This is a genomic window from Azohydromonas caseinilytica (genome assembly GCF_012927045.1).
Classification (GTDB): Bacteria; Pseudomonadota; Gammaproteobacteria; order Burkholderiales; family Burkholderiaceae_C; genus Azohydromonas; species Azohydromonas caseinilytica.
The window spans coordinates 1-25196 of the sequence record NZ_JABBFW010000039.1 but is presented as its reverse complement, the minus strand read 5'-3'; the positions used below and the strand labels follow the sequence as shown (position 1 = coordinate 25196).

Genomic DNA, 25196 nt, shown 5'->3' with positions numbered 1-25196 from the left:
TGACGGACACTCTCGCCTGCCCGCGCGACGCAGTACCCCCGCCCTCCGGCATGCCTTCTCCCTCCGATCTTCCCGAGCCCAGGCCCGAAAGGCGCCTGCCGCTGCGCCGGCGCCTGCTGCTGGGCCTGGCGGCGCTGGCGGTGGTGCTGGGCAGCGGCTGGCTGGGCTTCACCCTCAGCCAGCGCCAGGCCACCGAGGCGCTGCGCGCCCAGGCCAGCCACCGGCTGGACCTGTTCGCCATGGTGGTGCAGGGCGTCATCAAGCGGCTGGAGCATGTGCCGGCCACGGTGCAGCTCAACCAGGACATCCTGGCGCTGCTGCGCGAGCCGGGGAACGCCCGGCGCGTGGACACCGCCAACACCTACCTGCGCCGCCTCAACGCGCACCTGGGCAGCATCTCGGTGTTCGTGCTGGACGAGCGCGGCATCGTGCTGGCCTCCAGCAACGCCGGCGAGGGCGACGACAGCCTGGTGGGCGAGGACCTGTCCTTCCGCCCCTACTTCCTGGAAGCGCTGTCCGGCCGCGTGGGGCGGCATTTCGCCATCGGCGTCAAGCAGGGCGAGCCGGGCTACTTCGTCTCGCACCCGATCCGCGACGGCGCGCGCGTGGTGGGCGTGGCCGCCATCAAGATCGGCCTGCAGGCGGTGGACGAGGCCTGGTCCATGCTCGGCGCGCCGGCGCTGCTGGCCGACGCCAACCAGGTGGTCATTCTTTCCTCCGAGCCTTCCTGGCGCTACACGGCGCTGGTGGACCTGCCCCTGGAGCAGCGCGTGGACGTGGAGATCAGCCGCCTCTACGACGACCGCCCCATCGACCCCTTCCCGCTGCCCGTGCAGCTGCGCTTCGACGAGGACGGGCAGGTGGTGGACGGCCAGGTCAGCGGCGGCGCCTCGCCGCGCGAGCAGCTGCTGCGCCGCGACATGCTGCTCATCGGCCGCTCCATCGACGGCATGAACTGGCGGCTGCTGACCTTCCTGGACCTGCGCCAGGCGCGCAACCAGGCGCTGGAGCACGCCATGCTGTCCGCGCTGGTGGCGGGCTTCATGGTGCTGCTGGCGCTGTTCCTGGGGCAGCGGCGCAGCATCCAGCGCCAGCGCCTGGAAGCGCAGCGCCTGCTGGAGCAGGCCAACGCCAACCTGGAGCAGAAGGTGGCACGCCGCACCCGCGCTCTGACCGACACCAACGCCCGGCTGCGCCGCGAGGTGGCCGAGCGCGTGCAGGCCGCGCAGACGCTGCGCGCGGCGCAGGACGAGCTGGTGCAGGCCGCCAAGCTGGCCGTGGTGGGCCAGCTCGCTGCCGGCATCACGCACGAGCTGACGCAGCCGCTGGGCGCGATCCGCACGCTCTCGGGCAACGCCGCGGAGTTCCTGCGCCGCGGCAACCTGCAGGCGGTGTCGGGCAACCTGGAGCTGGTGGCGCGGCTGTCGGACCAGATGGGCGGGATCATCCAGCCGCTGAAAGCCTTCGCCCGCAAGTCGCCCGCCATCCCCGCGCGCTGCGACGTCGCCATCGCCATGGGCAACGCGCTGTTCCTGTTCCAGCAGCGCCTCACCAAGGAAGGCGTGGCGCTGCGCAACGAGTGCGACAGCGGCCGGGTCTTCGCCTGGTGCGACCAGAACCGGCTGGAGCAGGTGCTGATCAACCTCATCGCCAACGCGCTGGACGCGATGCGCGAGGCGCCGCGCAAGGAACTGACGCTGCGCGCCGAGGTGGAGGCCGATGCTGAGCCCGCGGGCGTGCGCATCGACGTGCTCGACACCGGCAGCGGCTTTTCCTCGCAGGCGCTGGACCGCGTGTTCGAGCCCTTCTTCACCACCAAGCCCGTGGGTGCCGGACTGGGCCTGGGGCTGGTGATCTCGCGCGACATCGCGCGCGACTTTCACGGCGAGCTGGAGGCCGCCAACCGTCCCGAGGGCGGCGCGCGGCTGACGCTGCGGCTGCCGGCGGCGCCGGAGCCCGAGCCGGAGAATCCCGAACCATGAGCCTCGAACTGACCGTATTGCTTGTCGAAGACGACCTCCACATGCAGCTCGCCTGCGTGCAGGCGCTGCAGCTGGCCGGCATCGCCGTCGAGGCCGTGGGCTCGGCCGAGGAAGCCAGCCCCAAGCTCGCGGCGGGCTTCCCCGGCGTGCTGGTCACGGACATGCGGCTGCCGCGCGCCGACGGCCTCTCGCTCATCCGCCGCTGCCGCGAGCTCGATGCCGGCCTGCCCGCGATCATGATCACCGGCCATGGCGACGTGAGCCTGGCGGTGGAGGCCATGCGCAGCGGTGCCTACGACTTCATCACCAAGCCGTTTTCGCCCGAGCAGCTGGTGGAGGTGGTGCGCCGCGCCATGGAAAAGCGCGCGCTGACGCTGGAGGTGGCCTCGCTGCGGCGCGCACTGTCGCAGCGCGAGGGCGCGGAGGGCAAGATCGTGGGCCGCTCGCCGCAGATCGAGCGCGTGCGGCGCCTGGTGATGGACGTGGCCGACTCGCCGGTGGACGTGCTCATCCATGGCGAGACCGGCACCGGCAAGGAGGTGGTGGCGCAGGCGCTGCACGAGCTCTCGCGCCGGCGTGGCGCCCCTTACGTCGCGCTCAACTGCGGCGGCCTGCCCGACAACCTGCTCGATAGCGAGCTGTTCGGCCACGAGGCCGGCGCCTTCACCGGGGCGCAGAAGAAGCGCGTGGGCAAGATCGAGCATGCCCATGGCGGCACGCTGTTCCTGGACGAGCTGGAAAGCATGCCCCTGGGCGTGCAGATAAAACTGCTGCGCGTGCTGCAGGAGCGCGTGGTGGAGCGGCTGGGCTCGAACGTGCCGCACCCGGTGGACGTGCGCGTGGTGGCCGCCACCAAGGACGACCTGCTGGCGCGCGCCAGGCAGGGGAGCTTCCGCGCCGACCTGGTGTATCGGCTCAACGTCGTCACCATCGAGCTGCCGCCGCTGCGCGAGCGGCGCGAAGACATCCCGCTGCTGCTGGAGCATTTCATGCTGCTGGGGGCCAGCCGCTACGGCCGGCCGCAGCCCGAGGTGAGCACGCAGCAGATGCACCGGCTGATGGCGCATGACTGGCCGGGCAACGTGCGCGAGCTGCGCAACGTGGCCGACTGCCTGGTGCTGGGCGTGCGCCCGAACCTGCCCGGGATGGATGCGTCCGCACCGTCAGGCGCCGGCGAGGAGGGTGGCGTGTCGCTGGTGGAGAGCGTGGAGGGCTACGAGCGCAGCCTGATCCGCGCCGAGCTGCAACGCCAGGGCGGCAACATCGCCCGCAGCGCCAAGGCGCTGCGCATTCCCAAGACCACGCTCAACGACAAGATCCGCAAGTACGGGCTGCAGGGCGAGTAGGGCGGCACGGCGCTGCTCGTGCCCGATCAGGTTGCGCGCTCAATCTTTCGTGCGCATCCAGACATCGCCATTGGCTTGAACAGGGCTGCGCCTTCATGTCAAGGCGAAGACCCTATGCCGGCGCTGTAGTTGCATTCTTTTTCGTTTCTTGAAGTGATCCTGGGGACATTTCCTACGGCTTGATCCCTCTTTGGTGGGGCACCTATAGACTTCGCCCCGTCATGCAGGTGTCGTGATCTAGTTCACGGCTTGTAGTCCCAGCGGTTGCGCCTGCGTGATGTGTCCCACGGTGCACGCGCCTTCATTGCGCGGCGTGCAGCAGACGCGCTGCCGCGGTACCGGCCACGAACCGGTACTGCCATCGGCCAAGGTGCCGTACGGCTTGGGCGTTTTCCGTGGAGTCGTGGTTCGCCGCCTGGCGCTGCCGTTGAGGCGCTCCGGGTGCTGTGAGCCGGCCCGTCCGGTTCGCGTTCGTTGACTTCTCTACCGAGCGGTGGAGGAGCATGCGTGCGCGGCTGATGGACGACACGGGCGCCCGACCGAAAGAGCCGGCGCTCCACAACAAGGATTGCTCATGCTGAACACGGTCGCACCGCGCCGACGATGTGCCGCGCTTCTGGCTGCCATGGGATTTATCGCGCTGCCTTGCAGCGCCTGCAGCCCTGTAGACGAACAAGCCGCGGCCGTGCCGCAAGCGCTGGTCCAGCCCGCGCTGGCCGCCGCCAACGCGCCTGCCGCGCAGGTTCTGCCCGAGGCGGCTCCCGCGCCCCAGCGGGTGAGCGCCGAGGTGACGGAGGTGAAGGAAAAGAGCGCCCTGGTGCGCTTCATCACCGCCGAATACAACACCACCAAGGCCCTGGCTGCGCGTATCGTCAACGCGGCCTATGCCGCCAGCGCGCGCTACCAGCTCTCGCCCACGCTGCTGCTGGCCATCATCTCGCGCGAATCGACCTTCAACCCGCGGGCTACCAGCGGTTACGGCGCGCAGGGACTGATGCAGGTGGTGCCGCGCTTCCACATGGACAAGCTCCAGGAAGCCCGCGCCGTCACGGCCGAAGCTTCGCTGTTCCATCCCGAGACCAACATCGAGGTCGGCACGCGCATCCTGGCCGAGTACATCGACACCGAGTCGAACTTGCCGCGCGCGCTGCAGAAGTACTCGGGCCGCGCCGGCCGCTACATGGAGAAGGTGATGCGCGAGCAAGACGCCTTCGAGCGCGTGCGGCAGAAGGCCGATGAGGAGCGTGGCGCGAACGCCTGACCCTTCGCCGGCACGGCGCTCCCAGTCAGCGCCGTCCTGATTGCAGTTGGTGCCGGCCCATGGGCCGTCTGAAACCGGCGCGGCGGCCCGGACGGCCCCGCGCCGTGCGGCCTTCAGGCGTCCGCCTGGTCGCCCGCCATGCCGCCCGCGCCAAGGTAGTCCTTGATGCGGTCGATGCGCGTGCCCACCGCCTGCGTGGCGGCAATCAGCGCCTCGTCGGTGGTGCCCAGCGCCTGGCTCCAGCGCGCCACCGAGGCCGCGTCCTGCACGTTGATCTCTTCCTGCGAGCCGGAGTCGTGCGCGGCCTGGGTTTCCTGCGTCATGGCGTTTCTCCTTGGGAATGAAGTGGTGCGCGGAACTGGCAACTGCGGTTCCTGCGCAAGTGACAGGGGTTTTCCGGGTCGAAGCCCGGACCGGGCGACGCGGGCCGGTATCCAGGCGGTCGAGATTCGCTTTGTCAGCGTTGCAGGAAACCGCCCGCGATGGACCACCGACTGGATCGGCACCCTTGATTTTCCCGGCCAGCGGACGACGCGCGGTATCCCGAGCTGGGAGCGTGCCTGGTGATTGTCGGGAGCAGCGGTTGCCGAAGCGGTAGTCGCCTTGATGGAGAAAACCCATGGATCTCGCTGCCCTGTCTCCAGCGGAAGTCGAGCAATTCCTCCGCCGCGAGCGCATCCTGCGCCTCGCCATGGACGCCGACGGCGAGCGTTATCTGCTGCCCCTGGGTTATGTCTGGCACGACGGGGCAATCTATTGCGCCACCATCCGCGGCAGGAAAACACGCATGCTGCAGCGCAATCCACGCGTGGCTTTCCAGGTGGACGATTCGGCCACGCGCGACGCCTTTGACTGGACGAGTGTGACGGGCGAGGGAACGGTGGAATTCGTCAGCGATGCTACAGAAATCGCCACCGTCAGCCCGCTGTTTTTCAGCCGCTTCGCCGACATGCCGGATTGGGCGGCCAGGCAGTATGAGGCGCGCATCCGGGCCGGCGCGCTGATCTGGCTGCGCATCGGGCCTGGGAAAATGAGCGGGCGCGAGGGCGCGCCGCGCCAGGCCGGCTGAAGGGAATATTCAGGTGGCTGCGTGGCTAAATGCCGTAAGCGCGTCTGAAATCGTTGGCCATGCGCGCGCCGATGGCGCGCAATTCACTGACCGGGCCGCTGCGCACCCGCCACTGCAGCACCTCGCGCAGAACCTGTCGCGGCGCCGGATGCTGGATTTCATCACTCCATCGGAAGCGCAGATTGGCGGCGTGGACCAGCGTGGCCGTCATCTGGAATCGCCCCTGCGGCGCCACCAGCCGGGCCACGCGTTCGGCAAATTGGGCGAAATCCAGAAAAGCCTCGGCATGAGAACCGGTGATGCAGTGCCCGTGGCCCGGCGCGGGTGAGGCGTGGGAAAAATCCCACAGGCCAGCGATCAAATGTCCGTCGGTATGCAGCTCGGAGGCCCATCCGGGCGCGCCGGCCGGTTCGGCCGAGCTCAGCCCGGCAAATACCGGTACGGGCTTGTGCGTGGAACGGAAACCGCACCAGCCCTCGGTACGGGTGCTGGCCACCGCGCCGCTTGGCAGGACGTCCAGAAAAGGCGGCCCCAGCACCTCGATCTCGGCCTCCTCGCAGGGGCGGCATTGCCAGACGAGCACTGGCATATCCTCGATGCCGTAGTCCTGGATGAAGGCAAGCAAACGGCTCAAGAAAGCGGGCGGCTCCTGGTCCAGCGCCAGCTCAAGGTTTTGAATCATTGCCATATCGATCATCTTGGATCGCTTTCCCATGGTGGCATTCGATCAAGAATATTCCACGCCTCTCGAAGACCGCCCCGCTCCAAATTCACGGCTCATTCCACCAGCGCCGGGGAGGCACGAAAGCTGCCCCTGGACCCTGCCCTGGTTTCAGGGTTGCGGCAGCCGCCTTGGAGCAAATGAGCCAGGGCGGCCGCGTTTTGAAATTCCGGCAGACTTTTCGATGGCGCAGAACCCCATTCCTTCCTTGGCTTTCCAGAATAACCGCCGCGGTTGGCGCTGCCATGCCGGCGCGCTGGCCGCACTGGCCGCCTGTGCGATGTTCACGGGTTGCACCACCGCGCCGCTGGTGCAGAGCGCCGTTTCGGCCAATCTCGTGCAGGAGGAAGCTCACAACAAGCTCCTGGCCCTCAACGTGGCCCGCGCCGTGCACCGCATGCCCATGCATTTCACGCAAATCTCGGCGCTGCGCTCGGCGCCTTATGGCTTCGGGCTGGGTATTCCGGGCATCGGTGCCGAGTTTGCGCTGGGCGCGGACGCAGCCAATACGCTGACGCTGCGGCCCTCGCTCAATGCCTCGCAGAATGTCGATGTCACGGTGCTGAACGAGCAGGATTTCTTCCGCGGCATCACCACGCCCTTGAAATCCGCGCTGCTGCTCTATTACCTGGACCAGGGCTGGCCCATGGCCGTGCTGCTGCCGCTGTTCGTGCAGTCCATCGAGTTTTTCGACGAGAACAACCAATTGAAGGAGCGGGTGCGCAATTCGCCCGGCGGCGGTGCGGAATTCGACCGCTTCCGCGAGCTCGTCGCCACGCTGTTCCATTGTGAAATCGACGGCACGCCCACCGGGGAATTCGTCTATTACACCGGCGTGCTGGCTGGCGCCCAGCTCAGCGATCCGGTCGGCGCCGCGGCGGCCAGGACCGCCGGGCTGGTGCCGGTGGCGCAAGGAAAGATCGTCACCGCCGAAAAGGACGCGGCCGGCGGTTTCCAGCTGGCGGCGGACAACGGCGACTTGAGCCTGACCATGGTCAACAAGCCGGGCAGCACCAGCTGCGACCAGTACAAGTTCCGCACCGGCGCCGCGCAGGACCAGTCTCGCGTCGTTTCCTCCATGGTCGCCACCAGCCGCGCCGGCGTGGACCGGCCCGAGGCGGGCGAGGCCCAGGGCGCCACGACCCGGGCCGGCGCCCCGGTGCCGTCTGCGCCTGCCGCTGGAGCGCCCACCGCCGCCGACAAGGTCAATGCCCGGCTGGTGCTGCGCTCGCCCGAGGCCATGGTCTATTACCTGGGCGAGCTGGTGCGGCAGCAGAACGAGAGCGGGCGGGCGCTGCTGTTCCCGGGCTCGGTGAGCCGGGACGCGGATTTCGTGCTGTTCGACATGCCGCTGGCGGCGCCGGCGCGCTCGGTGTTCAGCTTCGAGTACCAGGGCGACACCTACCATGTGCCCCGCTATGCGCTGGACAACCGCACGGTGCACGTGCTGTCGCTGCTCACGCAGATCATCGGCCTGCAGAACCGCGGCACCACCTCGCCGGCCACGGCCAACGTGCGCATCGTGCAATGAGGACGCAAAACGCATATATGTCCCGGGCTTGATATGGCTCAGGGGCGGCGGCAATAAGTCAGGCCGGCGGCAAGTTTGGGCAAAGCCTGGCGCGGCGGCGGCTGAAAAGCGCTTCCTACAATTCGGGCCCCCGCCTGGATTGAAATTCCCCACCGTGCCATGAGGCCGTTCCTGCTGCTCTGGTTTTTCGCCCCGCTGCTGTTGCTGCTGCAGGCCTGCACGTCCCGCACCGAGCCCTACAAGGAGCTGATCGGCCAGCCCGACAACGAGAGCATCGCCGTGCTGGAGCCGGTGGACATCGGCGGCATGCGGCAGTGGGTGCTGATGCGCGGCGAGCATGTGCTCAACCCGGTGCTGCTGGTGCTGCATGGCGGTCCGGGCGACCCGAGCATGGGCCTGGCTCACGCCTACCAGCGCGAGCTGGAGAAGCATTTCGTCGTGGTGCAGTGGGACCAGCGCGGCAGCGGCAAGTCCTACGCGGACACGCCGCCGGACACCATGACCCTGGAGCGCCTGCAGGCCGACACGCACGAGATGGTGCTGTGGCTGCTCAAGCGCTTCGAGCGCGAGGGCATCTACCTGCTGGGCCACTCCTGGGGCAGCCATCTCGGCCTGGCCGAGGCGCGCAAGCATCCGGAAAACCTGTACGCCTACATCGGCACCGGGCAGATCATCGACCTGCAGCAGCAGGAGCAGCTGTCGCACGAGCTCGCCCTGGACCGCGCCCGCGCCCAGGGCGACGACAGAATGCTGGACGCCCTGGAGGAGCTGGGCCCGCCGCCCTATGCCGACGCCGCCGCGGGCCTGCGCCTCAAGTACGGCGCGCTGTGGAAATACCGCCTGATGCTGGACGACGCCTCCTCGCCCTGGTCGCTGCTGCCGACGCTGCTGCGCAGCCCCGAATACTCGCTGCCCGACGTGCTGCATTACGTGCAGGGCCTGTCCTCGGCGCTGGAGCGGCTGGCCGCGGGCGAAGGGACGCGCTTCTGGCAGCTCAAGGCGCCGGCACCCGAGGGCTTCGAGGTGCCGGTGTTCTTCATCTCGGGCGACAAGGACCCGGTCACGCCGCTGGCGCTGGTGGACGAGTACACCGGCCGGCTGCAGGCGCCCATGAAACAGTCCTACGTGCTCAAGGACGCAGGCCACTTCGCCTTCTTCACCGACCCGGAGCCCTTCGCCGAGGCCATGCTCGACATCCTGCGGCGCACCACGCACCTGGAGGCGCAGCCGGGGTACCCGTGAACCGTGGCGGCGCGGGGCCCTGCGCCGGGCGCCGCCCGCCTCACTGCCCGCCGAACACCTGTTCCTCGGCCCGCCGCAGCGCCGCGCCACCGCTCCCCTGCAGCGCGCGCAGCCGGGCCGTGAGGCTGCCCTTGAGCGCCTCGGGCATGTCGGCGTAGCGGTTCTGGAGCTGCCAGGGGTCGGTGCGCATGTCGTAGTACTCGGCGTCGCCGTTGTCGTAGAGCACGAAGGTCTGGCGGCTGTTGGTGCGCAGCCCGGCGTAGGCGCGCTCCGCGTCGGTCGCCTCGGCGGGCTGGCTCTCCAGCAGGTAGGCACGGCGCCAGCGCCAGGGCGGCATGCCGCTGAACAGCGGCACCAGCGAGCGCCCGTCCACGAAGGCCGGCGGCGTGATGCCGGCCAGCTCGGCGAAAGTGGGCGCGAAATCCACGTTGCCAGTGAGCCGGTACACCGTGCGCCCGGCCGGGATGCCGGGGCCGCGGATCACCAGCGGCACGCGGATCGCCTCCTCGTAGGCGCGGCGCTTGTCCTCGGGAATGCGGTGTTCGCCGTGGAAGAAACCGTTGTCGGAGCTGAACAGCACGTAGGTGTCGTCCAGTTGCCCGGTTTCGGCCAGCGTACTCACCAGCCCCTCCACCATGTCGTCCAGCGCCGCCGCGCACTGGCGGCGCTTGCGGTAGGTCTCTTCCACCTGCCGGATGGCGGCGGCGTCCAGCCGGGGCAGCGCGCGCAGCCAGGCCGGCTTGTCGCTGACGTCGGCCTCGTTGAACGAGGGCGGGCGCGGCGCGCGCAGGCCGGGAAACAGCTCCAGGTAGGGCACGGGCGCCCGGTACGGCTTGTGCGGCAGGTAGGGCGCCACCCACAGCAGGAAGGGCCGCGCCGGCGGGTCGGCGGCCGCAGAGCGCAGGAAGGCCTGGGCCCGGCGCAGCAGCACGTTCTGGAAATGGTCCTGCGGCGCGCCGCCGAAATGGCGCGTGCTGCCGTCGTCATTGACGCTGTACCAATACTGGCCGTAAGAGCCTCCGCCGTTGGGTGAAAACCAGGTGTCCCAGCCGGGCGGGACGTAATTCGCACCGGAATCCACCGAGGGGTAATTGTTGAGGTACTTGCCCACCAGGCCGGTGCGGTAGCCCGCGGATTGCAGCCAGGTGGCGAAAGTCGAGCTTTCCAGTCCGTCCTTGAAGAATTTCTCGAAACCGCCCCAGGGCATGAGGTTGTCGGTATTGCGCGTGTTGTGGGCGAACTGCCCGCGCAGCATGGTGGCCCGCGACGGCGCGCACAGCGTCAGGTTGATGAAGTGGCTGCCCAGCTCCAGGCCGGGCTCGCGCACCAGCCGGCGCAGCTTGCCCATGAAGCGGTAGATACCGTAGTCCAGGTCATCGACGGCGATGAACAGGATGTTCGGGCGTGCGGCGCCGAGCGGCGCGGCCCGCACCGGCGCGGCCAGGCTGGCCGACATCGCCAGCGTCAGGCGCCGCCGGCGGATATTGACGGGCGTCTTCATGCGGCTCCTCCTTTCCGGGCTGGAAAATCAGCCCAAAGGATATGAGGCGGCAAATATAGGCAGCTTTGCCCCCAACGCATACGGAATACGTGGCATGCCGGCGTTGCTATTTCATTGATCGTAATTTGGGGGTGTTATCCGGATGAGCAGGATATGGCCGTAATTGAAATATCGGCAATGCTCTGCAATCTCCTGTGCGAAAAGTGTCCGGACGCCGGCGGCGGGGTCGGTACGCCGTTTGCCCACGGCGCTCGATCAACACCCTGGGGAGACCATGTCCGATCCGATCCTGTCCCGCGGCGTCAAGCTCGCCGAGGAGGGCGAGCCCTTTCCGCGCGGCGCCACCTTCACCGGTGAAGGCGTCAACTTCGCCCTGTTCTCCGCGCATGCCACGCGCGTGGAGGTCTGCATCTACGACGAGAGCGGCGAGCACGAGATCGACCGCTGGGTGCTGCCCGAGTACACCGACGAGGTCTGGCACGGCTTCGTGCCGGGGCTGCAGCCGGGCGCGCGCTACGGCTACCGCGTGCACGGCCCGTACGCGCCGCTGGAGGGACACCGCTTCAACCCCAACAAGCTGCTGCTGGACCCTTACGCCAAGGCCGTGATGGGCTCGCTGCGCTGGGACGCGGCGCTGTTCGGCTACACGCTGGGCCATCCCGAGGGCGATCTGAGCTTCGACGAGCGCGACAGCGCCCCGTTCATGCCCAAGTGCGTGGTGGTGGACTCGCACTTCCAGTGGCGGCAAACGCTGGGGCGGCGCGTGCCCTGGGACCGCACCGTGCTGTACGAGCTGCACGCGCGCGGCTTCACCATGCGCCATCCCGACGTGCCCGAGGAGCTGCGCGGCACCTTCGCCGGGCTGGCGCAGGACTCGGTGCTGGACCGCATCCGCAACCTGGGCGTCACCAGCATCGAGCTGCTGCCCATCCAGATGTTCATCAGCCAGCAGCTGCTGGAGGACAAGGGCCTCGCCAACTACTGGGGCTACGACACGCTGGGCTTCTTCGCGCTGCACCCGCCCTACCTGTCGGGACCGTGGATCGACGAGTTCAAGGAGCTGGTCGATCGCGTCCATGCGCGCGGCATGGAGCTGATCCTGGACGTGGTCTACAACCACACGCCCGAAGGCAACGAGCTGGGCCCCACGCTGTGCTTCAAGGGCATCGACAACGCCAGCTACTACCGGCTGCTGCCCGACAACCCGCGCTACTACATCAACGACACCGGTACCGGCAACACGCTCAACCTGAGTCATCCGCGCGTGCTGCAGACCGTCACCGACAGCCTGCGCTACTGGGCCACCGAGATGCACGTGGACGGCTTCCGCTTCGACCTGGCCACCATCTTGGGGCGCGAGCCCTACGGCTTCGACGAGGGTGGCGGCTTCCTGGACAGCTGCCGGCAGGACCCGGTGCTCTCCAGCCTGAAGCTCATTGCCGAGCCCTGGGACTGCGGCCCCGGCGGCTACCAGGTCGGCGGCTTCCCGCCGGGCTGGGCCGAGTGGAACGACGACTTCCGCGATACCGTGCGCGCCTTCTGGAAGGGCGACGAGGCGCAGGCCGCGGCGCTGTCGCGCTGCCTCAGCGCCAGCGGCGACCGCTTCAACCGGCGCGGGCGCCGGCCCTGGGCCAGCGTCAACTTCATCACCGCGCACGACGGCTTCACGCTGGCCGACCTGGTGTCCTACAACGACAAGCACAACGAGGCCAACGGCGAGGACAACCGCGACGGCCATTCCGACAACCAGTCCTGGAACTGCGGCGCCGAGGGGCCGACCGACGACGCGGAAGTGCTGGCGCTGCGCGCGCGCCAGCAGCGCAACCTGCTGGCCTCGCTGCTGCTGTCGCAGGGCACGCCCATGCTGCTGGCCGGCGACGAGTTCGGGCGCACGCAGCAGGGCAACAACAACGCCTATTGCCAGGACAACGACATCTCCTGGGTGCAGTGGAGCGGCATCGACGAGCGCGGGCTGGCGCTGGAGGACTTCACGCGGCGCTTGCTGGCGCTGCGCGCGCGCTACCCGGTGCTGCGGCGCAAGCGCTTTCTCACCGGCGAGTCGGCCACCGAGGGCGTGCCGGGCGTGCAGGACGTGACCTGGCTGGCCCCCGACGGCGCGCAGATGGACGCCACGCACTGGGACGACGCCAACACCCGCTGCTTCGGCATGCTCATCGACGGCCGCGCCCCCTCCACCGCGGTGCCGCGCCCGGCGCATGACGAGAGCGTGCTGCTGCTGTTCAACGCCTGGCACGAGCCCATCGCCTTCTCGTTGCCCGCGCATCCGGAGGAGGGCGGGCGCTGGCGCAAGCTGCTCGACACCGCCGAGCCGCAGGGCGAGGTGAGCGAGGCGCAAGCGGGCGAGGCCTTCAGCCTCGCCGGGCGCTCGCTGGTGGTGTGGGTGAGCCGGGAGTGATGCCAGCGCTTCGCTGACACTGAAAGAAAACCCGTTCGGGCGGAGCCCTTCGCCAAGCTCGGGGCAAACGGTGATCTTTCACTTCCGACTTGAACCTGGAATGGTGCGGTGCGGCTTGATCACGCCCGCGGCACCATCGTTTCCTCGGCGCGGCGCAGCGCCGCACCGGCGGCGTCGCGCATGGAGCGCAGCTGCACGCGGAACGCGGTCCGGACCTCGGGCGGCAGGGCGGCGTGGCGGTTGACCAGCTGGTACGGGTCGGTGCGCATGTCGTAGTACTCGCCGAAGCCGTAGGCGAAGAGCGCGAAGGTGCGGTCGTCGGTGGTGCGCAGCCCGGCGTAGGACTGGTAGACGCTGTTGACCTCCGGCGGCTGGCACTCCAGCAGCAGGGTCTGGCGCCAGCGCGCCGGGCCCGGGCCACGGAACAGCGGCTTCAGCGAGCGCCCGTCCACGAAGCCGGGCGGGGTGACGCCGGCCATGGCGGCGATGGTGGATGCAAGGTCCACGTTGGCCGTGAGGTGGCTCACCGTGCGCCCGGCGGCGATGCCGGGCCCGCGCAGCACCAGCGGCACGCGCAGGTTCTCGTCGTAGACGCGCTTCTTGTCGCCCTTGATGCGGTGCTGGCCCTGGAAGTGGCCGTTGTCCGAGGTGAAGAAGACGTAGGTGTTGTCCAGCTGGCCGGTGCTCTGCAGCGCCTGCACCAGTGCCTGCGCCATGTCGTCCAGCGCCAGCGCCGACTGGCGCCGGCGCCGGTAGAGCCGCCCCATCTGCGCGATGGTGGCCTCGTCCAGCAGCGGCAGCTGCTTGACCCAGCGCGGCTTGTCGCTGACGTCGAGCTCGTTGAAGTTGGGCGGGCGCGGCAGCCGCACGTCGGGCAGCAGCTGCAGGTAGCGCGCCGGCGCCATGGACGGGCCGTGCGGCAGGTAGGGGTTCACGCACAGGAAGAAGGGCCGGCTCACCGGGTCGTTGGCCGCCTGGCGCAGGAAGCGCACGGCCTGCTGCGTCATCACGTCGTGGAAATGCGTCTTGGGGTCGCCGTTGAAGCTCAGCGTGTTGCCGTTGTCGTTGACGGTGTAGATGAGCTGGCGGTATTCATCGCCGCCGTTGGGAACGAACCAGTCGGTCCAGCCGGGCGGAATATAGGTCAGCCCTGCCGATACCGCCTCGCCCGGGTAACCGTTGAGGTATTTGCCCATGTACCCCGTGCGATAACCCGAGCCCTGCAGCCAGGTGGCCACGGTCGAGGATTCCAGCCCGTCCTGGAAAAAGCGGTCGAAGCCGCCGTAGGGGTCGCGGTTGTCCATCACGCGCGTGTTGTGCGCGTACTGGCCGCGCAGCATCGTGACGCGCGAGGGCACGCACAGCGGCAGGCTGCAGTAGTGCTTGACGAACTCCATGCCGGGCTCGGTGATGAGCTGCCGCACCTTCACCATGTGGCTGAAGATCTCGTAGTCCAGGTCGTCGGCCTGGATGAACAGGATGTTGGGCCGGGGGCCGCCGGGCGGTGCGGCCAGCGCCGGTGCCGCCAGGCCGCACGGCAGGGCCAGGCTCAGACGCCGCCGGGACATATTCACGGATGCCATGTCAGCCGCTCCTCCTATTTTGGGCAAGGCAATACCCGGCCGCCGGACTGGCAGCAGGAATTCATGGAAAACCGGTGTTTTCCATGGCTACGGTAATGCACCCGGCCGGGTCGGGTGGAATGACCTCGATATTCTCGGGGTCAGGTCGTTTATTGTGGCGCGCCCATGAAAAAAAGTGGGTCGTTGAAATATTTGGTTATTTGCGGCCCCTTATTCCAGTGAGGGGTTGCGGTATGGCATTTGCCCAGCCGGGCCGGATTTCAGGCGGTCGGGCGCCGGCGCCGCGCCACCCAGCCCAGCACGCCCAGCCCGGCCAGCGTCATGGCCACGCTGGAGGCCTCGGGCACGGGTGTGAGGATCACGGTGCGGGCCGAGTGGTAGAGGCCGTTGTACTGGCTGTAGGCCAGGATCTGCCCGGCCTCGTTGATGGCCACCGCGCCGCTGATGTGGCGGTTCTTGCCGTAGTCGCCGGCCAGCAGCCCGTTGAGGTCGTGCATCGCGCCGTCGCGCCACAGGAAGCCGGCGCCGCGGCCGTCGGCGCGGTCGGCCTGGCCCACGATCCAGCCGGCCTCGTTGACGTCGTTGGCGCTGCCGGTGCGCCCGCCCAGGGTACCCAGGCTGCGGAGCTCGTCGTTTTGGTACAGCACGGGCAGGTAGCCGTTCATGTCGCGCGTCCAGGCGCTGCCCACCACCAGGCCCTGGTCGTTGATGGCGTTGGCGAAGCTGTAGTCGCCGCCGAAGCTCGGCAGCCGCCGCAGCTCGCCGTCGCGCAGCACGAAGCCCTGGTAGGTGCAGCAGTCGTTCCAGACCTGGCCGATGACGTCGCCGCGGTCGTTGAGGCCACTGACCTGGTAGAAGCGCGTGCCGGCATCGCGCGGCAGGTAGCGGCTGCGGCCGTTTTCGTACATGAAGGACAGCCCGCTGGCGCCCATGTTGCCCACCACCTGGCCGGCCTGGTTGATGGCCACGGCCTCGCCGACATCGCCGGGGCGCAGCGACGCGCCGAGGTCGATGATGCGGCCGTCGCGGTACAGCACCGGCACGGCGGAGCCGGCGCCGCGGCTGACGTAGTAGCCGGCAATCTCGCCACGGTTGTTGATGCCCAGGCCGCGCGAGGGCTCGCCGCCGAAGGGCCCCAGCGCGTCGAGCTTGCCGTCCTTGTAGATGAAGGCGCTGCCGTAGCGGTCTTGCAGCGGGTCGCCGAAGCGGGCATAGCCGGTGACATGGCCGAGGTCGTTGAAGGCCAGGCCGGCGATGAACTTGGGGTCCATGTCGGCGGGGCCCTTGAGCACCTCCACGCGGTACTTGGGCAGGCCCGCCTGAGCCTGCGCCGGGAAGACCGGCAGGCCCAGGCTCAGGGCGAGGGTGGCCACACTCGTCAGTGTCCTCATGCGCGTTCTCCATGCCGAAGCGCCGCCCGGCCGCGGCAAGCCCAGGGAGCTCCGGCCCGGCTGCGGGACGCTGGTGCCGGTCAGCGGCCGGTCAGAGAAGGCCGCGCAGCGCCTGCCGCCGGCAGGGCTTGCCGCTTTCTCGCGGGGCGGGAAGTCCGGGGCACGGCGCGGCAAGCGCTGCGCCTGCCCGGGGCGCCCGAAAGCAGGGGGCTCAGGCCGGGCGGGCTTCGAGCCGGAACACCGCCACCAACCCGGCCAGGCGTTCGGCCTGCTGGCGCAGGCTGTGCGCCGCGCCGGCCGACTGCTCGACCAGCGCCGAGTTCTGCTGCGTGCTCTCGTCGAGCTGCTGCACGGTGGCGTGCACCTGGCCGATGTCGCCGCTTTGCGCGCCGGTCGCGGCGCTGATCTGGCCAATGAGCTCGGCCACGCGGCGCACGCCGTCCACGATCTCGCCCATGGTCTGCCCGGCGTCGCTCACCAGGCGTGCGCCGTTGCCGACCTTGTCCACGCTGGTGCCGATGAGGGCCTTGATCTCCCGCGCCGCCTCCTGGGTGCGCTGCGCCAGATTGCGCACCTCGCTGGCCACCACGGCGAAGCCCCGGCCCTGCTCGCCCGCGCGCGCGGCCTCGACCGCGGCATTGAGCGCCAGGAGATTGGTCTGGAAGGCAATGCCGTCGATGGTGCCGACGATGCTGGCGATGCGCTTGGAGCTCGCGTCGATCTCCTCCATCGTGGCCACCACCTGCGACACCACCGTGCCGCCGCGCACCGCCACCTCGGCCGCCTCCACGGCCAGGCGGCTGGCGGCCGAGGCCGACTGCGCGCTGGAGCCCACCGTGCCGTTGAGCTGCTCCATCGACGCCGCCGCCTGCTGCAGGCTGGCCGCCGTGGAGGCGGTGCGCTGCGCCAGGTCGGCGTTGCCGCTGGCCACCTCGGCGCTGGCGAGCTGGATGCTGCAGGCTGCGTCGCGCACCTGCCCGACCAGGCGGCGCAGGTTGGCCTGCATGTCGCCCAGCGCCGCCAGCAACCGCGCCGTCTCGTCACGGCCGCGTACCGCCGGCGCCGTGCCCAGGTCACCCTGCGCGATGCGCCGCGCCAGGGCCACGGCCTCGTCGAGCGGGCCGCACACCGAGCGCAACGTCAGCAGCATCAGCGGCAGGAAGATCAGCAGCACGCCGCCCACCAGCGCCAGGCGCAGCGCGGAGGCCAGCGTCATGCCGGCGGAGAGTTGCGCGCGCACGCTGTCCTGGTGCGCCAGCTGCGCCTGGCTCAGCGCGTCGATGACGGCGTGCAGTGCCTTGGCCGTGTCCTCGGCCTGCGCGGCATAGGCCAGCGCGGCCGAGGCGTCGAGCTGCGCGGCCTCCAGCTTCTCGGCGATGGGCGCGATCAGGCCGGCGTACTCGCCGGCGAGCTGCTTTTGCCGGGCCACCAGGCCCACGATCTCGGCCGAGTTGTCGCTGGCCGTCACCAGCGCCTGGCCGCTCCTGAACAGCGCGTCGAGCTCGCGCTTCCACAGCGCGTGGTAGGTCTGGACCTCGGTCGGGTTCGACACCGACTGGGCGATCATCGCCGCCTCGTAGCGGCGCAGCCCGGCCAGCGCCTCGCGCAGCGAGCCGGCGGCGGCGCTGGCCGCGGTGGCTTGGTTGAAGAGGTTCGACACCGTGGCGATGCCGCTGGCGGTGGACAGCCACCCCCACACGCCCACCACCGTCAGCGCGGCGGTAACGAGCGACATGACCAACAGGAAGCGGGCCCGGATGGAAATCTGGCGAAGCTTTGACATGGGACGCGTTGTTTGCGGTCGAGTACGCCTGGCCCTTGGGCCGATGGTGTCGGGCCGCTGGATACAGGCACTCGGAAAGCGGGACCGGCGCATGGACCAGGCCATGACCGGACTCTTGACGGCAGGGGTCACAGCAAGGTTCGTGCAACCTTTTGATACCTGCGCTGACCGGAGCTTAACCGTCGGCCGGCTCCGTCCTGGGGCATGCGGCGCAGCCGGGCGCGCGGGCCATGCACCAGGCTCGCTCGCGCCGGCTCGGGTGGGCTTCATGTGGGGGCATCGGCGGGTGGTGCGCCACGGCGGGAAGCGCGGGCCAGCCGCCACCGCAGCGTCCCGCCCAGCAGCGCGCCCCACATCAGGTGGTCGGCGAACTGGGGCCAGAAGGCCAGCGCGGCGACCGAGGGGAAGAGCGGCGGCGCGATCAGCCGCAGGTCCAGCAGCGCCACCGCGGCCGAGCCCGCCAGCGCCCAGGGCAGCACGTGGCGCCGGGGCAGCAGGCGGCTGAACACCAGGGTCCAGAACGCCGACACCGTGCCATGCGCCACCCCCGCCGCCATGAACAGCTGCACGGGCGGGGCGCTCATGGACAGCAGCATCCCGCCCGCGGCCCAGGTGGCTTCCATCGGGTCGGCGTCGGTGAGCAGCGCGTACGCGGTGGACGGGATGCCGCTGAAGACGGTGGCGATGAGCCAGGCCCAGAACAGGTCGCCCCGCGTGAAGCGCGGGCGGGCCGGGTGGGGCAAGGGCGGGCCCCTTTCAGACAATGGCCAGCGGCTGCTTGGCCAGCGGCGCCGGAAACAGGCGCTCCAGCTCGTCCAGCGTGGCGGCGTCCAGCGCCAGGTCCGCCGCCGCCACGTTCTCGCGCAGGTGCGCCTCGCGCACGGCCTTGGGGATGGCGATGACGTCGCCGCGCTGCAGCAGCCAGGCCAGCGCCACCTGCGCCGGCGTGGCGCCCAGGCGCTGCGCGAGGGGCTGCAGCCCGGGCTCCCGCGCCAGCGCGCCCTGGTCGATGGGGCAGTAGGCCATCAGCGGCACGCGGCGCTCGCGCAGCCAGGGCACGAGGTCGAACTCGATGCCGCGCTGCGACAGCGAGTAGTAGACCTGGTTCACCGCGCAACGCTGGCCGCCGTCCACGCGCCACAGCGCCTGCATCTCGTCCACGTCGAAGTTGCTCACGCCCCAGTGCGTGACGTGGCCGCTGGACTGCAGCGCCTCGAAGGCCGCCACCGTGTCGCGCAGCGGGTGCGAGCCGGACCAGTGCAGCAGGTACAGGTCGAGGCGGTCGAGCTGCAGCCGCCGCAGGCTGCGCTCGCAGGCCTTGGGCAGCCCGCTGCGGCTGGCGTTGTGCGGGTAGACCTTGCTGACGATGACGAGCTCCTCGCGCTTGACATCGCCGGCGCGGAAAGCCTGCGCCAGCGCCTCGCCCAGCACCTCCTCGGCGCCGCCCTCGCCGTACATCTCGGCGGTGTCGATGAGGCGCACGCCCAGCTCCAGCGCCTGGCGCACCGCCTTCACCTCGGCGGCGCGGCTGCGCGGCGCCTCGCCGTAGCGCCAGGTGCCCAGGCCCAGGGCCGGCAGCGGGGTTCCGTTGGGGAGCGTGACGGTGCGCATGGCGTTCTCCGGTAGCGGCATGCGCCGCATCGTAGCCGCGGCGCTCAACCCGGCTGGGGCTGGGCCCGGGCCGGCGCGGCGGCCTCCTGGGCTTCGTCCTCCTCGTCCTCCGCGGTCGTGGGCTGGCCTTCCCACTTCGCGACGATGGCCGTGGCGATGCCGTTGCCGATGACGTTGGTGGCGGTGCGGCCCATGTCCAGGAACTGGTCGATGCCCATGATCAGCAGCAGCCCGGCCTCGGGCAGCCCGAACATCGGCAGCACCGCGGCCACCACCACGAGCGAGGCGCGCGGCACGCCGGCGATGCCCTTGCTCGACACCATCAGCACCAGCAGCATCGTGACCTGCGTGGGCAGCGACATCTCCACGCCGAAGGCCTGCGCCACGAAGAGGGCGGCGAAGGCCTGGTACATCATCGAGCCGTCGAGGTTGAAGGAGTAGCCCAGCGGCAGCACGAAGCTGGCGATGCGCTGGCGCACGCCGAAAGTCTTCAGTTGCTCCAGCATCTTCGGGTAGGCCGACTCGCTGCTGGCGGTGGAGAAGGCGATCAGCAGCGGCTCGCGCATGAGGCCCAGCAGCCGGCGCATCGGGCCCGGACCCAGCACCAGGGCGCCGGCGACGATCATCACCAGCCACAGCACGGCCAGCGCGGCGTAGAAGCCGCCGATGAACTTGCCGTAGGTCCACAGCACGCCCAGGCCCTGGGTCGTGATCACCGAGGCGATGGCGGCGAACACGCCCAGCGGCGCGAAGCGCATCACGAAGTCGGTGAGCTTGAGCATGATCGTCACCAGCTCGTCCACGAAGCGCACGGTCGTGCCCGTGGCCTCGCGCGGCAGCGCGGCGATGGCGAAGCCGAAGAACAGCGAGAACACCAGGATCTGCAGGATGGCGTTGCTGGCCATGGCCTGCGCGATGCTGGTGGGGAAGACCTGCGTGACGAAGTCGGCCAGGTTCAGCGCCGAGGTCTTGAGGTTGGTGGTTGCGTGGGCATCGGGCAGCGGCAGGCCCAGGGCCGCGCCGGGCTGGAACAGGTTCACGAACACCAGGCCCAGGCCCAGCGACACCAGCGAGGCGGTGACGAACCAGGTCAGGGCCTTGGTGCCGACGCGGCCGACCATCTTGGCGTCGCCCATGCTGGCCACGCCGGCCACCAGCGTGGCGAAGACCAGCGGCGCCACGACCATCTTGATCATGCGCAGGAACACGTCGGTGACGATGCCGAAGTAGCGCGCGATGTCCTTGGCCGCGGCGGCGTCGGCTGCCGCGGCGTGGCAGGCCCAGCCCACGGCCACGCCCAGCACCATGGCCACCAGGATCTGGCGCACCAGGGGATTCATGTTCTTCATGGGAAGGATGTCTCCGGGAAAGCGGGCCCAGTCACGGCTGGACCTCGTGTGTAGGAGCAAAGGAGTGAGTGAAAGGGGAGGGCCGGAAGCGACACGGCCCACCCGTTACGCCGTCATGCCCGCGAAGGCGGGCATCCACGCGTACCGGGGCGCAGCCCGGATAAGGTGGCCTACCGCAATGCGTTTTTTGGGTGAGGTCTCGGCGTTCGTGGATGCCCGCCTGCGCGGGCATGACGAAACAGGGTGCGGGGCGCTTCAGCTCCCGGCCTGCGCCCCGCCGGTCAGTGCGCGTGACGCGTCAACGTCCAGCCAGATCAAGCACCTGCGGCGTCGTCAGCGCCTCCGGCCGCAGCAGGTGGTCCAGCTGCGCCTGGGTGAGCAGTCCCTTGTCGAGCACGATACGGTAGACGCTGCCGCCAGTGGCATGCGCCTCGCGCGCCACGGCAGTGGCCTGCTTGTAGCCGATGTAGGGGTTCAGCGCGGTGACCACGCCGATGGAGTCGCGCACCAGCGCGCTCAGGTGCTCGCGGTTGGCGGTGATGCCGTCCACGCAGCGCTCGGCCAGCGTCAGGCAGCCGTTGCGCAGGTGCGTGACGCTCTTGAACAGGCTGTGGGCGATGATGGGCTCGAAGGCATTGAGCTGCAGCTGGCCCGCCTCGGCCGCGAAGCTCACCGTGATGTCGTTGCCGATCACCTCGAAGGCGATCTGGTTCACCACTTCCGGGATCACCGGGTTGACCTTGCCCGGCATGATCGACGAGCCGGCCTGCATCGGCGGCAGGTTGATCTCGCCCAGGCCGGCGCGCGGCCCGCTGGAAAGCAGGCGCAGGTCGTTGCAGGTCTTGGACAGCTTCACCGCCACGCGCTTGAGCACGCCCGAGAGCTGCACGAAGGCGCCGCAATCCTGCGTGGCCTCGATCAGGTTGGGCGCGGTGACCAGCGCGATGCCGGTCACCTGCGCCAGATGCTCACGCACGCGCGCCGCGTACTCCGGGTGCGCGGTGATGCCGGTGCCGATGGCCGTGCCGCCAAGGTTGATCTCGTGCACCAGGGCCACGGCCTCGCGCAGCCGCTCCTCGTCCTCGCCCAGCATGGTGGCGTAGGTGGAAAACTCCTGGCCCAGCGTCATGGGCACCGCGTCCTGCAGCTGGGTGCGGCCCATCTTCAGCACGTCGGCGAACTCGGTGGCCTTGCGCTCGAAGGAGCGGCGCAGCACGGTCATGGCCTCGACCAGGCGCAGGATGCCGAAGTGCGCGGCCAGCTTCAGCGCCGTGGGGTACACATCGTTGGTGCTCTGGCTGAGGTTGACGTGGTCGTTGGGATGCAGGTGCTGGTACTCGCCCTTGGCATGGCCCAGCAGCTCCAGCGCGCGGTTGGCGATCACCTCGTTGGCGTTCATGTTGGTCGAGGTGCCGGCGCCGCCCTGGATCACGTCCACCACGAACTGCTCGTGCAGCCGGCCCGCGCGCAGCTCGCGGCAGGCGCGCACGATGGCGTCGGCGCGCACCGCGTCGAGCAGCCCCAGGTCGTGGTTGGCGCGCGCCGCGGCCTCCTTGATGCAGGCCAGCGCCTGGATCAGGTCGGGATAGATGCCGATGGCGGTGCCGCTGATGGGGAAGTTTTCCACAGCGCGCAGCGTGTGCACGCCGTAGTAGGCCTGGGCCGGGACTTCGCGCTCGCCCAGCAGGTCATGCTCGATGCGGGTAGTCGTTGCGGTGTCAATCTTTTGGATCGTCATGGCGGGGTGGGTAGAGAGTCCGGGCTCCGCCCGGCGGAACTGCCGGGCGTTTTCGTTGCTCTCTCCATGGCCGTCAGCGTAGGCAGCGGCCCCTGGGGCGTCCAATGACGATGCGGCGAACGCCAATGCGCGGCGCATGGGCTGTTGCGCATGGCGCATAGGCTGTTGCGCGGCGCGCATGCCATGCGTGCGGCGCAAGAGGGCCCGGCGTCGCGCGCCTGGGTGCGAGCCCGCCGAAGACCTGGGATTTACCCTGAGGAGTCGGCTGGTGGCGGCTCAGCGCGTCTGCTTGGGCGTCTTCTGTTCCTGGCCCTGCTGGCCCAGGCTGTCGGGCTTCAGCTGCTGGCCGGGCTGGGCCTGCTGCCACGCCTCTTGCCGGTTGCCGACCCAGGCCGGGTCCGCCTGGTCCGCACTGGGGCTGCCACCCACGCTGCCCTGCATCTGCTGTCCATGCCGGCCCAGGTTGGTGCTGGAGAGCTGGTCCTGGCCCATGCGCGAGCCGGCCTGCGTGTTGAGCTCGCCCGTCTTCCGGGCCTCCGGTTGGTCCAGGTCCGTTGAATTGGGTTTGCCGCTGGGGTTGCTCATGTCGGTTCCTTCGAAAGCATGGGGCCGGCAAGATTGCCGGCCTGGTGCCGGAACGCGGCAACCGGGGTGCCGATGCGCGAAACGGACCTGCCCTGCGGCGATGCCGGCTAGAACTGCGCCGGCAGGCCGTCCTGCAGCGCTGACCAAGCTTGCAGCACGCGCGGCTTGGTGGTGTCGGCCCGGCGGTACAGGCGGGTTTCCAGCGTCAGCTCCCAACTCTCGTCGCCGGCGGGTACCAGTTCGCCGGCTTCGAGCTCGCGCCTGATCAGGCTCGCCGGCATCCAGGCCACGCCGTGCCCGGCCTTGACCATGGGCTTGAGCCCCTCGGCGATCGGGTTCTGGTAGCAGCAGCGCAGGTACACGCCCTGGTGCTGCTGCTGCTTGAGCGCGAAATCGGCCGCGTGGCCGAGCATCGTTTCCGGCCCGTAGGCCAGGTAGGGCAGCGGCTGGCGCCGCGTGCCGGGCAGGGCGAACAGCGGGCGTCCGGCCGTGTCGGCCTTGCTCACCGGAAGGAAACGCTCGGTCGCCAGCAGCACGGAGGGGAAGCGTTCCGGATCGAGCAGCACCGATACCGACGGGTGCGCATAGGACAGCATCAGGTCGCAGCTGCCCTCGATGAGCGCACGGGCGCAGCTGTGCATGTTGTCCGGTACCAGGCGCACGTCGAAAGGGCCGATGCGCTGCTGGCAGGCTTGTAGCCAGTGCGGGAAGCACACCACCGACAGCGTCTGCAGCGAGGTGATGGTCACGGCGTCGCTGCTGGGCTGCAGCCGGTCGCGCAAATCGTCGCGCACCTCCATCAGCTGCCGCACCACCTCCTCGGCGGTGTCGCGGAACACCACGCCCGCGGGCGTCAGCGTGGCCGGATAGGCGCTGCGGTCCACCAGCGGCACGCCGACCCAGAGCTCCAGCGCCTTGATGCGCCGGCTCAATGCGGATTGGGTACAGAAGCGTTCGGCGGCGGTACGGGAAAAGCTGCGCGTGCGCGAAAGGCTCAACAAGTCTTCGAGCCACTTGAGTTCCATGGGATGCGGTCTTGTCAGGGCCGGGAACGGCGGGATGGGCGGGCCGGGAGTCTAGCGGCGCTCCTCGAAGACTCAGGCCACACACCGGAGCGTCGGCCCGGATGCCTGGCAGTCTGGATTGCGCGCACAACGGGGCGACCGCTCTGGGGGCAATCGCACCTTCTCTCCCGGCAACTCAGCGGGCGAAATATTTCCAAATGTACTTTGCAGAGATATTCCCGTTATGCCCCTGACCGTCAAAGGGGTCCCGGCAAGAATTACAACAATATGCAATGTCTGCCACACAAAAATGCTTTTTGATTCGAGCATCTAACAATTTGTGCCAGAAATCATGCCCTCGGACCCCTGATTGGTTGGTGTCGGGAGAGGCGGTGGTCCGAGTAGATTCTCGACATTGGGCTGATGGCCCCAGAAAAATCGGTTTGCGAGGGATTCGCAGAAATGGCGTGAGACTGACGGCGGCCCGGACGATTCTGGGGTGGATATTCGTGCGCGGTCTTTTGAATTGAGTCCATTGGATATTGCGGTTCCGTTCGCGGCGTGAGGTGGCCGGGTCGCGTACGGGTCGTGTTATTTGCGGCACGCCACGCATTCCTTGCGATGGAGAGGGGTGGTATGAATTACGCAGAACATCAATTCCGGCGGATCGGCATGGCGTCGGCGGCCGTGTTGCTGGGCCTTGCGCTGGCCGGGTGCGGCGGCGGTGACGAGGCGGGCAGGTCCTCGGCGGCTGCGACGAGCGCGCAGGCGCAGAACACGGAGGCCGCCGCGGCCGCGGCGGAGAAGCCGCAGTTGCTGCGCAAGCTGCTGCGCCGCTACGTCAAGAAAGGCGTCACGGCGGTGGCGCTGTCGCCCGACGGCGGCTCGGTGGCGGTGGCGCGCGCGGACGGCAAGGTGCGGCTGCTCGACGCCAACAGCGTGCTCGACGTCTCCAGGTTCGACATCGACATCGGCGCGGTGGCCACCGGGGTGCTGTTCAGCAGCGACGGGCGCCGCCTCGGGGTGGTGGGCCGCGACAGCGACGTGCACCTCTTCGACGCGGGCACGGGCAAGAAGCTGCTG

Annotated in this window: 20 protein-coding genes; 8 read left to right on the top strand and 12 right to left on the bottom strand. The window is 69.2% G+C overall.

The features are described 5' to 3' along the window. The first annotated feature begins 50 nt into the window (after nt 1-50). The 3 genes from HHL10_RS27660 to HHL10_RS27650 all read left to right on the top strand — a co-directional run bounded on the left by HHL10_RS27660 (nt 51) and on the right by HHL10_RS27650 (nt 4589). Nucleotides 51-1982, top strand: coding sequence for a sensor histidine kinase (locus tag HHL10_RS27660; RefSeq protein WP_169163643.1), 1932 nt, complete (start codon nt 51-53; stop codon nt 1980-1982). Then, complete coding sequence (locus HHL10_RS27655) at nt 1979-3328, top strand: sigma-54-dependent transcriptional regulator (RefSeq protein WP_169163642.1); 1350 nt, start codon at nt 1979-1981, stop codon at nt 3326-3328. Before HHL10_RS27660 ends, HHL10_RS27655 begins: the two co-directional genes overlap by 4 nt. Before the next feature lie 685 nt (nt 3329-4013). After that, on the top strand, nt 4014-4589 hold the full coding sequence (locus tag HHL10_RS27650; RefSeq protein ID WP_169163641.1) for a transglycosylase SLT domain-containing protein: 576 nt from the start codon (nt 4014-4016) through the stop codon (nt 4587-4589). Between the two features lie 113 nt (nt 4590-4702). Here the strand turns inward: HHL10_RS27650 and HHL10_RS27645 are convergent, their stop codons facing one another. Continuing rightward, the gene (locus HHL10_RS27645) at nt 4703-4912 is read right to left on the bottom strand and encodes a DUF3606 domain-containing protein (RefSeq protein WP_169163640.1); all 210 of its coding nucleotides are present in this window, start codon (nt 4910-4912) and stop codon (nt 4703-4705) included. Between the two features lie 296 nt (nt 4913-5208). Between HHL10_RS27645 and HHL10_RS27640 the strand changes: the two genes are divergently transcribed. After that, the gene (locus HHL10_RS27640) at nt 5209-5658 is read left to right on the top strand and encodes a pyridoxamine 5'-phosphate oxidase family protein (protein ID WP_169163639.1); all 450 of its coding nucleotides are present in this window, start codon (nt 5209-5211) and stop codon (nt 5656-5658) included. 25 nt (nt 5659-5683) lie between these two features. On the opposite strand, the gene HHL10_RS27635 is transcribed toward HHL10_RS27640, so the two are convergent. After that, nucleotides 5684-6373: a hypothetical protein gene (locus tag HHL10_RS27635; RefSeq protein WP_169163638.1), complete on the bottom strand. Its 690-nt coding sequence runs from the start codon at nt 6371-6373 to the stop codon at nt 5684-5686. 214 nt (nt 6374-6587) lie between these two features. Between HHL10_RS27635 and HHL10_RS27630 the strand changes: the two genes are divergently transcribed. Together HHL10_RS27630 and HHL10_RS27625 are read left to right on the top strand one after the other, a co-directional pair. Then, nucleotides 6588-7910 carry a hypothetical protein gene (locus tag HHL10_RS27630; RefSeq protein ID WP_169163637.1) on the top strand — a complete coding sequence of 441 codons (1323 nt, stop codon included), beginning with the start codon at nt 6588-6590 and terminating at the stop codon, nt 7908-7910. Nucleotides 7911-8069: 159 nt separating this feature from the next. Then, on the top strand, nt 8070-9152 hold the full coding sequence (locus HHL10_RS27625) for an alpha/beta fold hydrolase (RefSeq protein WP_169163636.1): 1083 nt from the start codon (nt 8070-8072) through the stop codon (nt 9150-9152). A 40-nt stretch (nt 9153-9192) separates the two neighbouring features. Here the strand turns inward: HHL10_RS27625 and HHL10_RS27620 are convergent, their stop codons facing one another. Further along, nucleotides 9193-10653: a sulfatase family protein gene (locus HHL10_RS27620; protein WP_169163635.1), complete on the bottom strand. Its 1461-nt coding sequence runs from the start codon at nt 10651-10653 to the stop codon at nt 9193-9195. A gap of 274 nt (nt 10654-10927) precedes the next feature. Between HHL10_RS27620 and glgX the strand changes: the two genes are divergently transcribed. Beyond that, nucleotides 10928-13069 (top strand): glycogen debranching protein GlgX, encoded by a 2142-nt coding sequence (glgX, locus tag HHL10_RS27615; RefSeq protein WP_169163634.1) that lies wholly within the window; start codon nt 10928-10930, stop codon nt 13067-13069. Between the two features lie 119 nt (nt 13070-13188). On the opposite strand, the gene HHL10_RS27610 is transcribed toward glgX, so the two are convergent. The 9 genes from HHL10_RS27610 to HHL10_RS27570 form a co-directional block, all read right to left on the bottom strand. Beyond that, the gene (locus HHL10_RS27610) at nt 13189-14652 is read right to left on the bottom strand and encodes a sulfatase family protein (RefSeq protein WP_169163633.1); all 1464 of its coding nucleotides are present in this window, start codon (nt 14650-14652) and stop codon (nt 13189-13191) included. A 260-nt stretch (nt 14653-14912) separates the two neighbouring features. After that, nucleotides 14913-16043 (bottom strand): PEP-CTERM sorting domain-containing protein, encoded by a 1131-nt coding sequence (locus HHL10_RS30815; RefSeq protein ID WP_169163660.1) that lies wholly within the window; start codon nt 16041-16043, stop codon nt 14913-14915. 211 nt (nt 16044-16254) lie between these two features. Next, the gene (locus HHL10_RS27600; RefSeq protein ID WP_235971838.1) at nt 16255-17826 is read right to left on the bottom strand and encodes a methyl-accepting chemotaxis protein; all 1572 of its coding nucleotides are present in this window, start codon (nt 17824-17826) and stop codon (nt 16255-16257) included. Nucleotides 17827-18092: 266 nt separating this feature from the next. Continuing rightward, nucleotides 18093-18569, bottom strand: coding sequence for a hypothetical protein (locus tag HHL10_RS27595; protein WP_205833253.1), 477 nt, complete (start codon nt 18567-18569; stop codon nt 18093-18095). Nucleotides 18570-18582: 13 nt separating this feature from the next. Then, nucleotides 18583-19437 (bottom strand): aldo/keto reductase, encoded by an 855-nt coding sequence (locus HHL10_RS27590; RefSeq protein ID WP_169163632.1) that lies wholly within the window; start codon nt 19435-19437, stop codon nt 18583-18585. Nucleotides 19438-19481: 44 nt separating this feature from the next. Further along, nucleotides 19482-20786, bottom strand: a complete 1305-nt coding sequence (locus HHL10_RS27585; protein WP_169163631.1) for a dicarboxylate/amino acid:cation symporter — start codon at nt 20784-20786, stop codon at nt 19482-19484. Between the two features lie 298 nt (nt 20787-21084). After that, nucleotides 21085-22524: an aspartate ammonia-lyase gene (gene aspA / locus HHL10_RS27580; RefSeq protein ID WP_169163630.1), complete on the bottom strand. Its 1440-nt coding sequence runs from the start codon at nt 22522-22524 to the stop codon at nt 21085-21087. Nucleotides 22525-22800: 276 nt separating this feature from the next. Then, complete coding sequence (locus tag HHL10_RS27575) at nt 22801-23109, bottom strand: hypothetical protein (protein WP_169163629.1); 309 nt, start codon at nt 23107-23109, stop codon at nt 22801-22803. A 107-nt stretch (nt 23110-23216) separates the two neighbouring features. Next, on the bottom strand, nt 23217-24134 hold the full coding sequence (locus HHL10_RS27570; RefSeq protein ID WP_169163628.1) for a LysR family transcriptional regulator: 918 nt from the start codon (nt 24132-24134) through the stop codon (nt 23217-23219). Between the two features lie 615 nt (nt 24135-24749). On the opposite strand from HHL10_RS27570, the gene HHL10_RS27565 reads away from it, so the two are divergent. After that, nucleotides 24750-25196: WD40 repeat domain-containing protein (locus HHL10_RS27565; RefSeq protein WP_310734693.1), on the top strand; the 447-nt coding region annotated here is incomplete at its 3' end.

Excerpts from the sequence above, each read along its gene's own strand:
- HHL10_RS27660 (WP_169163643.1), top strand. The coding sequence starts at position 51 with ATGCCTTCTCCCTCCGATCTTCCCGAGCCCAGGCCCGAAAGGCGCCTG.
- HHL10_RS27655 (WP_169163642.1), top strand. The coding sequence starts at position 1,979 with ATGAGCCTCGAACTGACCGTATTGCTTGTCGAAGACGACCTCCACATG.
- HHL10_RS27645 (WP_169163640.1), bottom strand. The coding sequence starts at position 4,912 with ATGACGCAGGAAACCCAGGCCGCGCACGACTCCGGCTCGCAGGAAGAG.
- HHL10_RS27640 (WP_169163639.1), top strand. The coding sequence starts at position 5,209 with ATGGATCTCGCTGCCCTGTCTCCAGCGGAAGTCGAGCAATTCCTCCGC.
- HHL10_RS27635 (WP_169163638.1), bottom strand. The coding sequence starts at position 6,373 with ATGGGAAAGCGATCCAAGATGATCGATATGGCAATGATTCAAAACCTT.
- HHL10_RS27625 (WP_169163636.1), top strand. The coding sequence starts at position 8,070 with ATGAGGCCGTTCCTGCTGCTCTGGTTTTTCGCCCCGCTGCTGTTGCTG.
- HHL10_RS27620 (WP_169163635.1), bottom strand. The coding sequence starts at position 10,653 with ATGAAGACGCCCGTCAATATCCGCCGGCGGCGCCTGACGCTGGCGATG.
- glgX (WP_169163634.1), top strand. The coding sequence starts at position 10,928 with ATGTCCGATCCGATCCTGTCCCGCGGCGTCAAGCTCGCCGAGGAGGGC.
- HHL10_RS27610 (WP_169163633.1), bottom strand. The coding sequence starts at position 14,652 with ATGGCATCCGTGAATATGTCCCGGCGGCGTCTGAGCCTGGCCCTGCCG.
- HHL10_RS30815 (WP_169163660.1), bottom strand. The coding sequence starts at position 16,043 with ATGAGGACACTGACGAGTGTGGCCACCCTCGCCCTGAGCCTGGGCCTG.
- HHL10_RS27600 (WP_235971838.1), bottom strand. The coding sequence starts at position 17,826 with ATGTCAAAGCTTCGCCAGATTTCCATCCGGGCCCGCTTCCTGTTGGTC.
- HHL10_RS27590 (WP_169163632.1), bottom strand. The coding sequence starts at position 19,437 with ATGCGCACCGTCACGCTCCCCAACGGAACCCCGCTGCCGGCCCTGGGC.
- HHL10_RS27585 (WP_169163631.1), bottom strand. The coding sequence starts at position 20,786 with ATGAAGAACATGAATCCCCTGGTGCGCCAGATCCTGGTGGCCATGGTG.
- aspA (WP_169163630.1), bottom strand. The coding sequence starts at position 22,524 with ATGACGATCCAAAAGATTGACACCGCAACGACTACCCGCATCGAGCAT.
- HHL10_RS27575 (WP_169163629.1), bottom strand. The coding sequence starts at position 23,109 with ATGAGCAACCCCAGCGGCAAACCCAATTCAACGGACCTGGACCAACCG.
- HHL10_RS27570 (WP_169163628.1), bottom strand. The coding sequence starts at position 24,134 with ATGGAACTCAAGTGGCTCGAAGACTTGTTGAGCCTTTCGCGCACGCGC.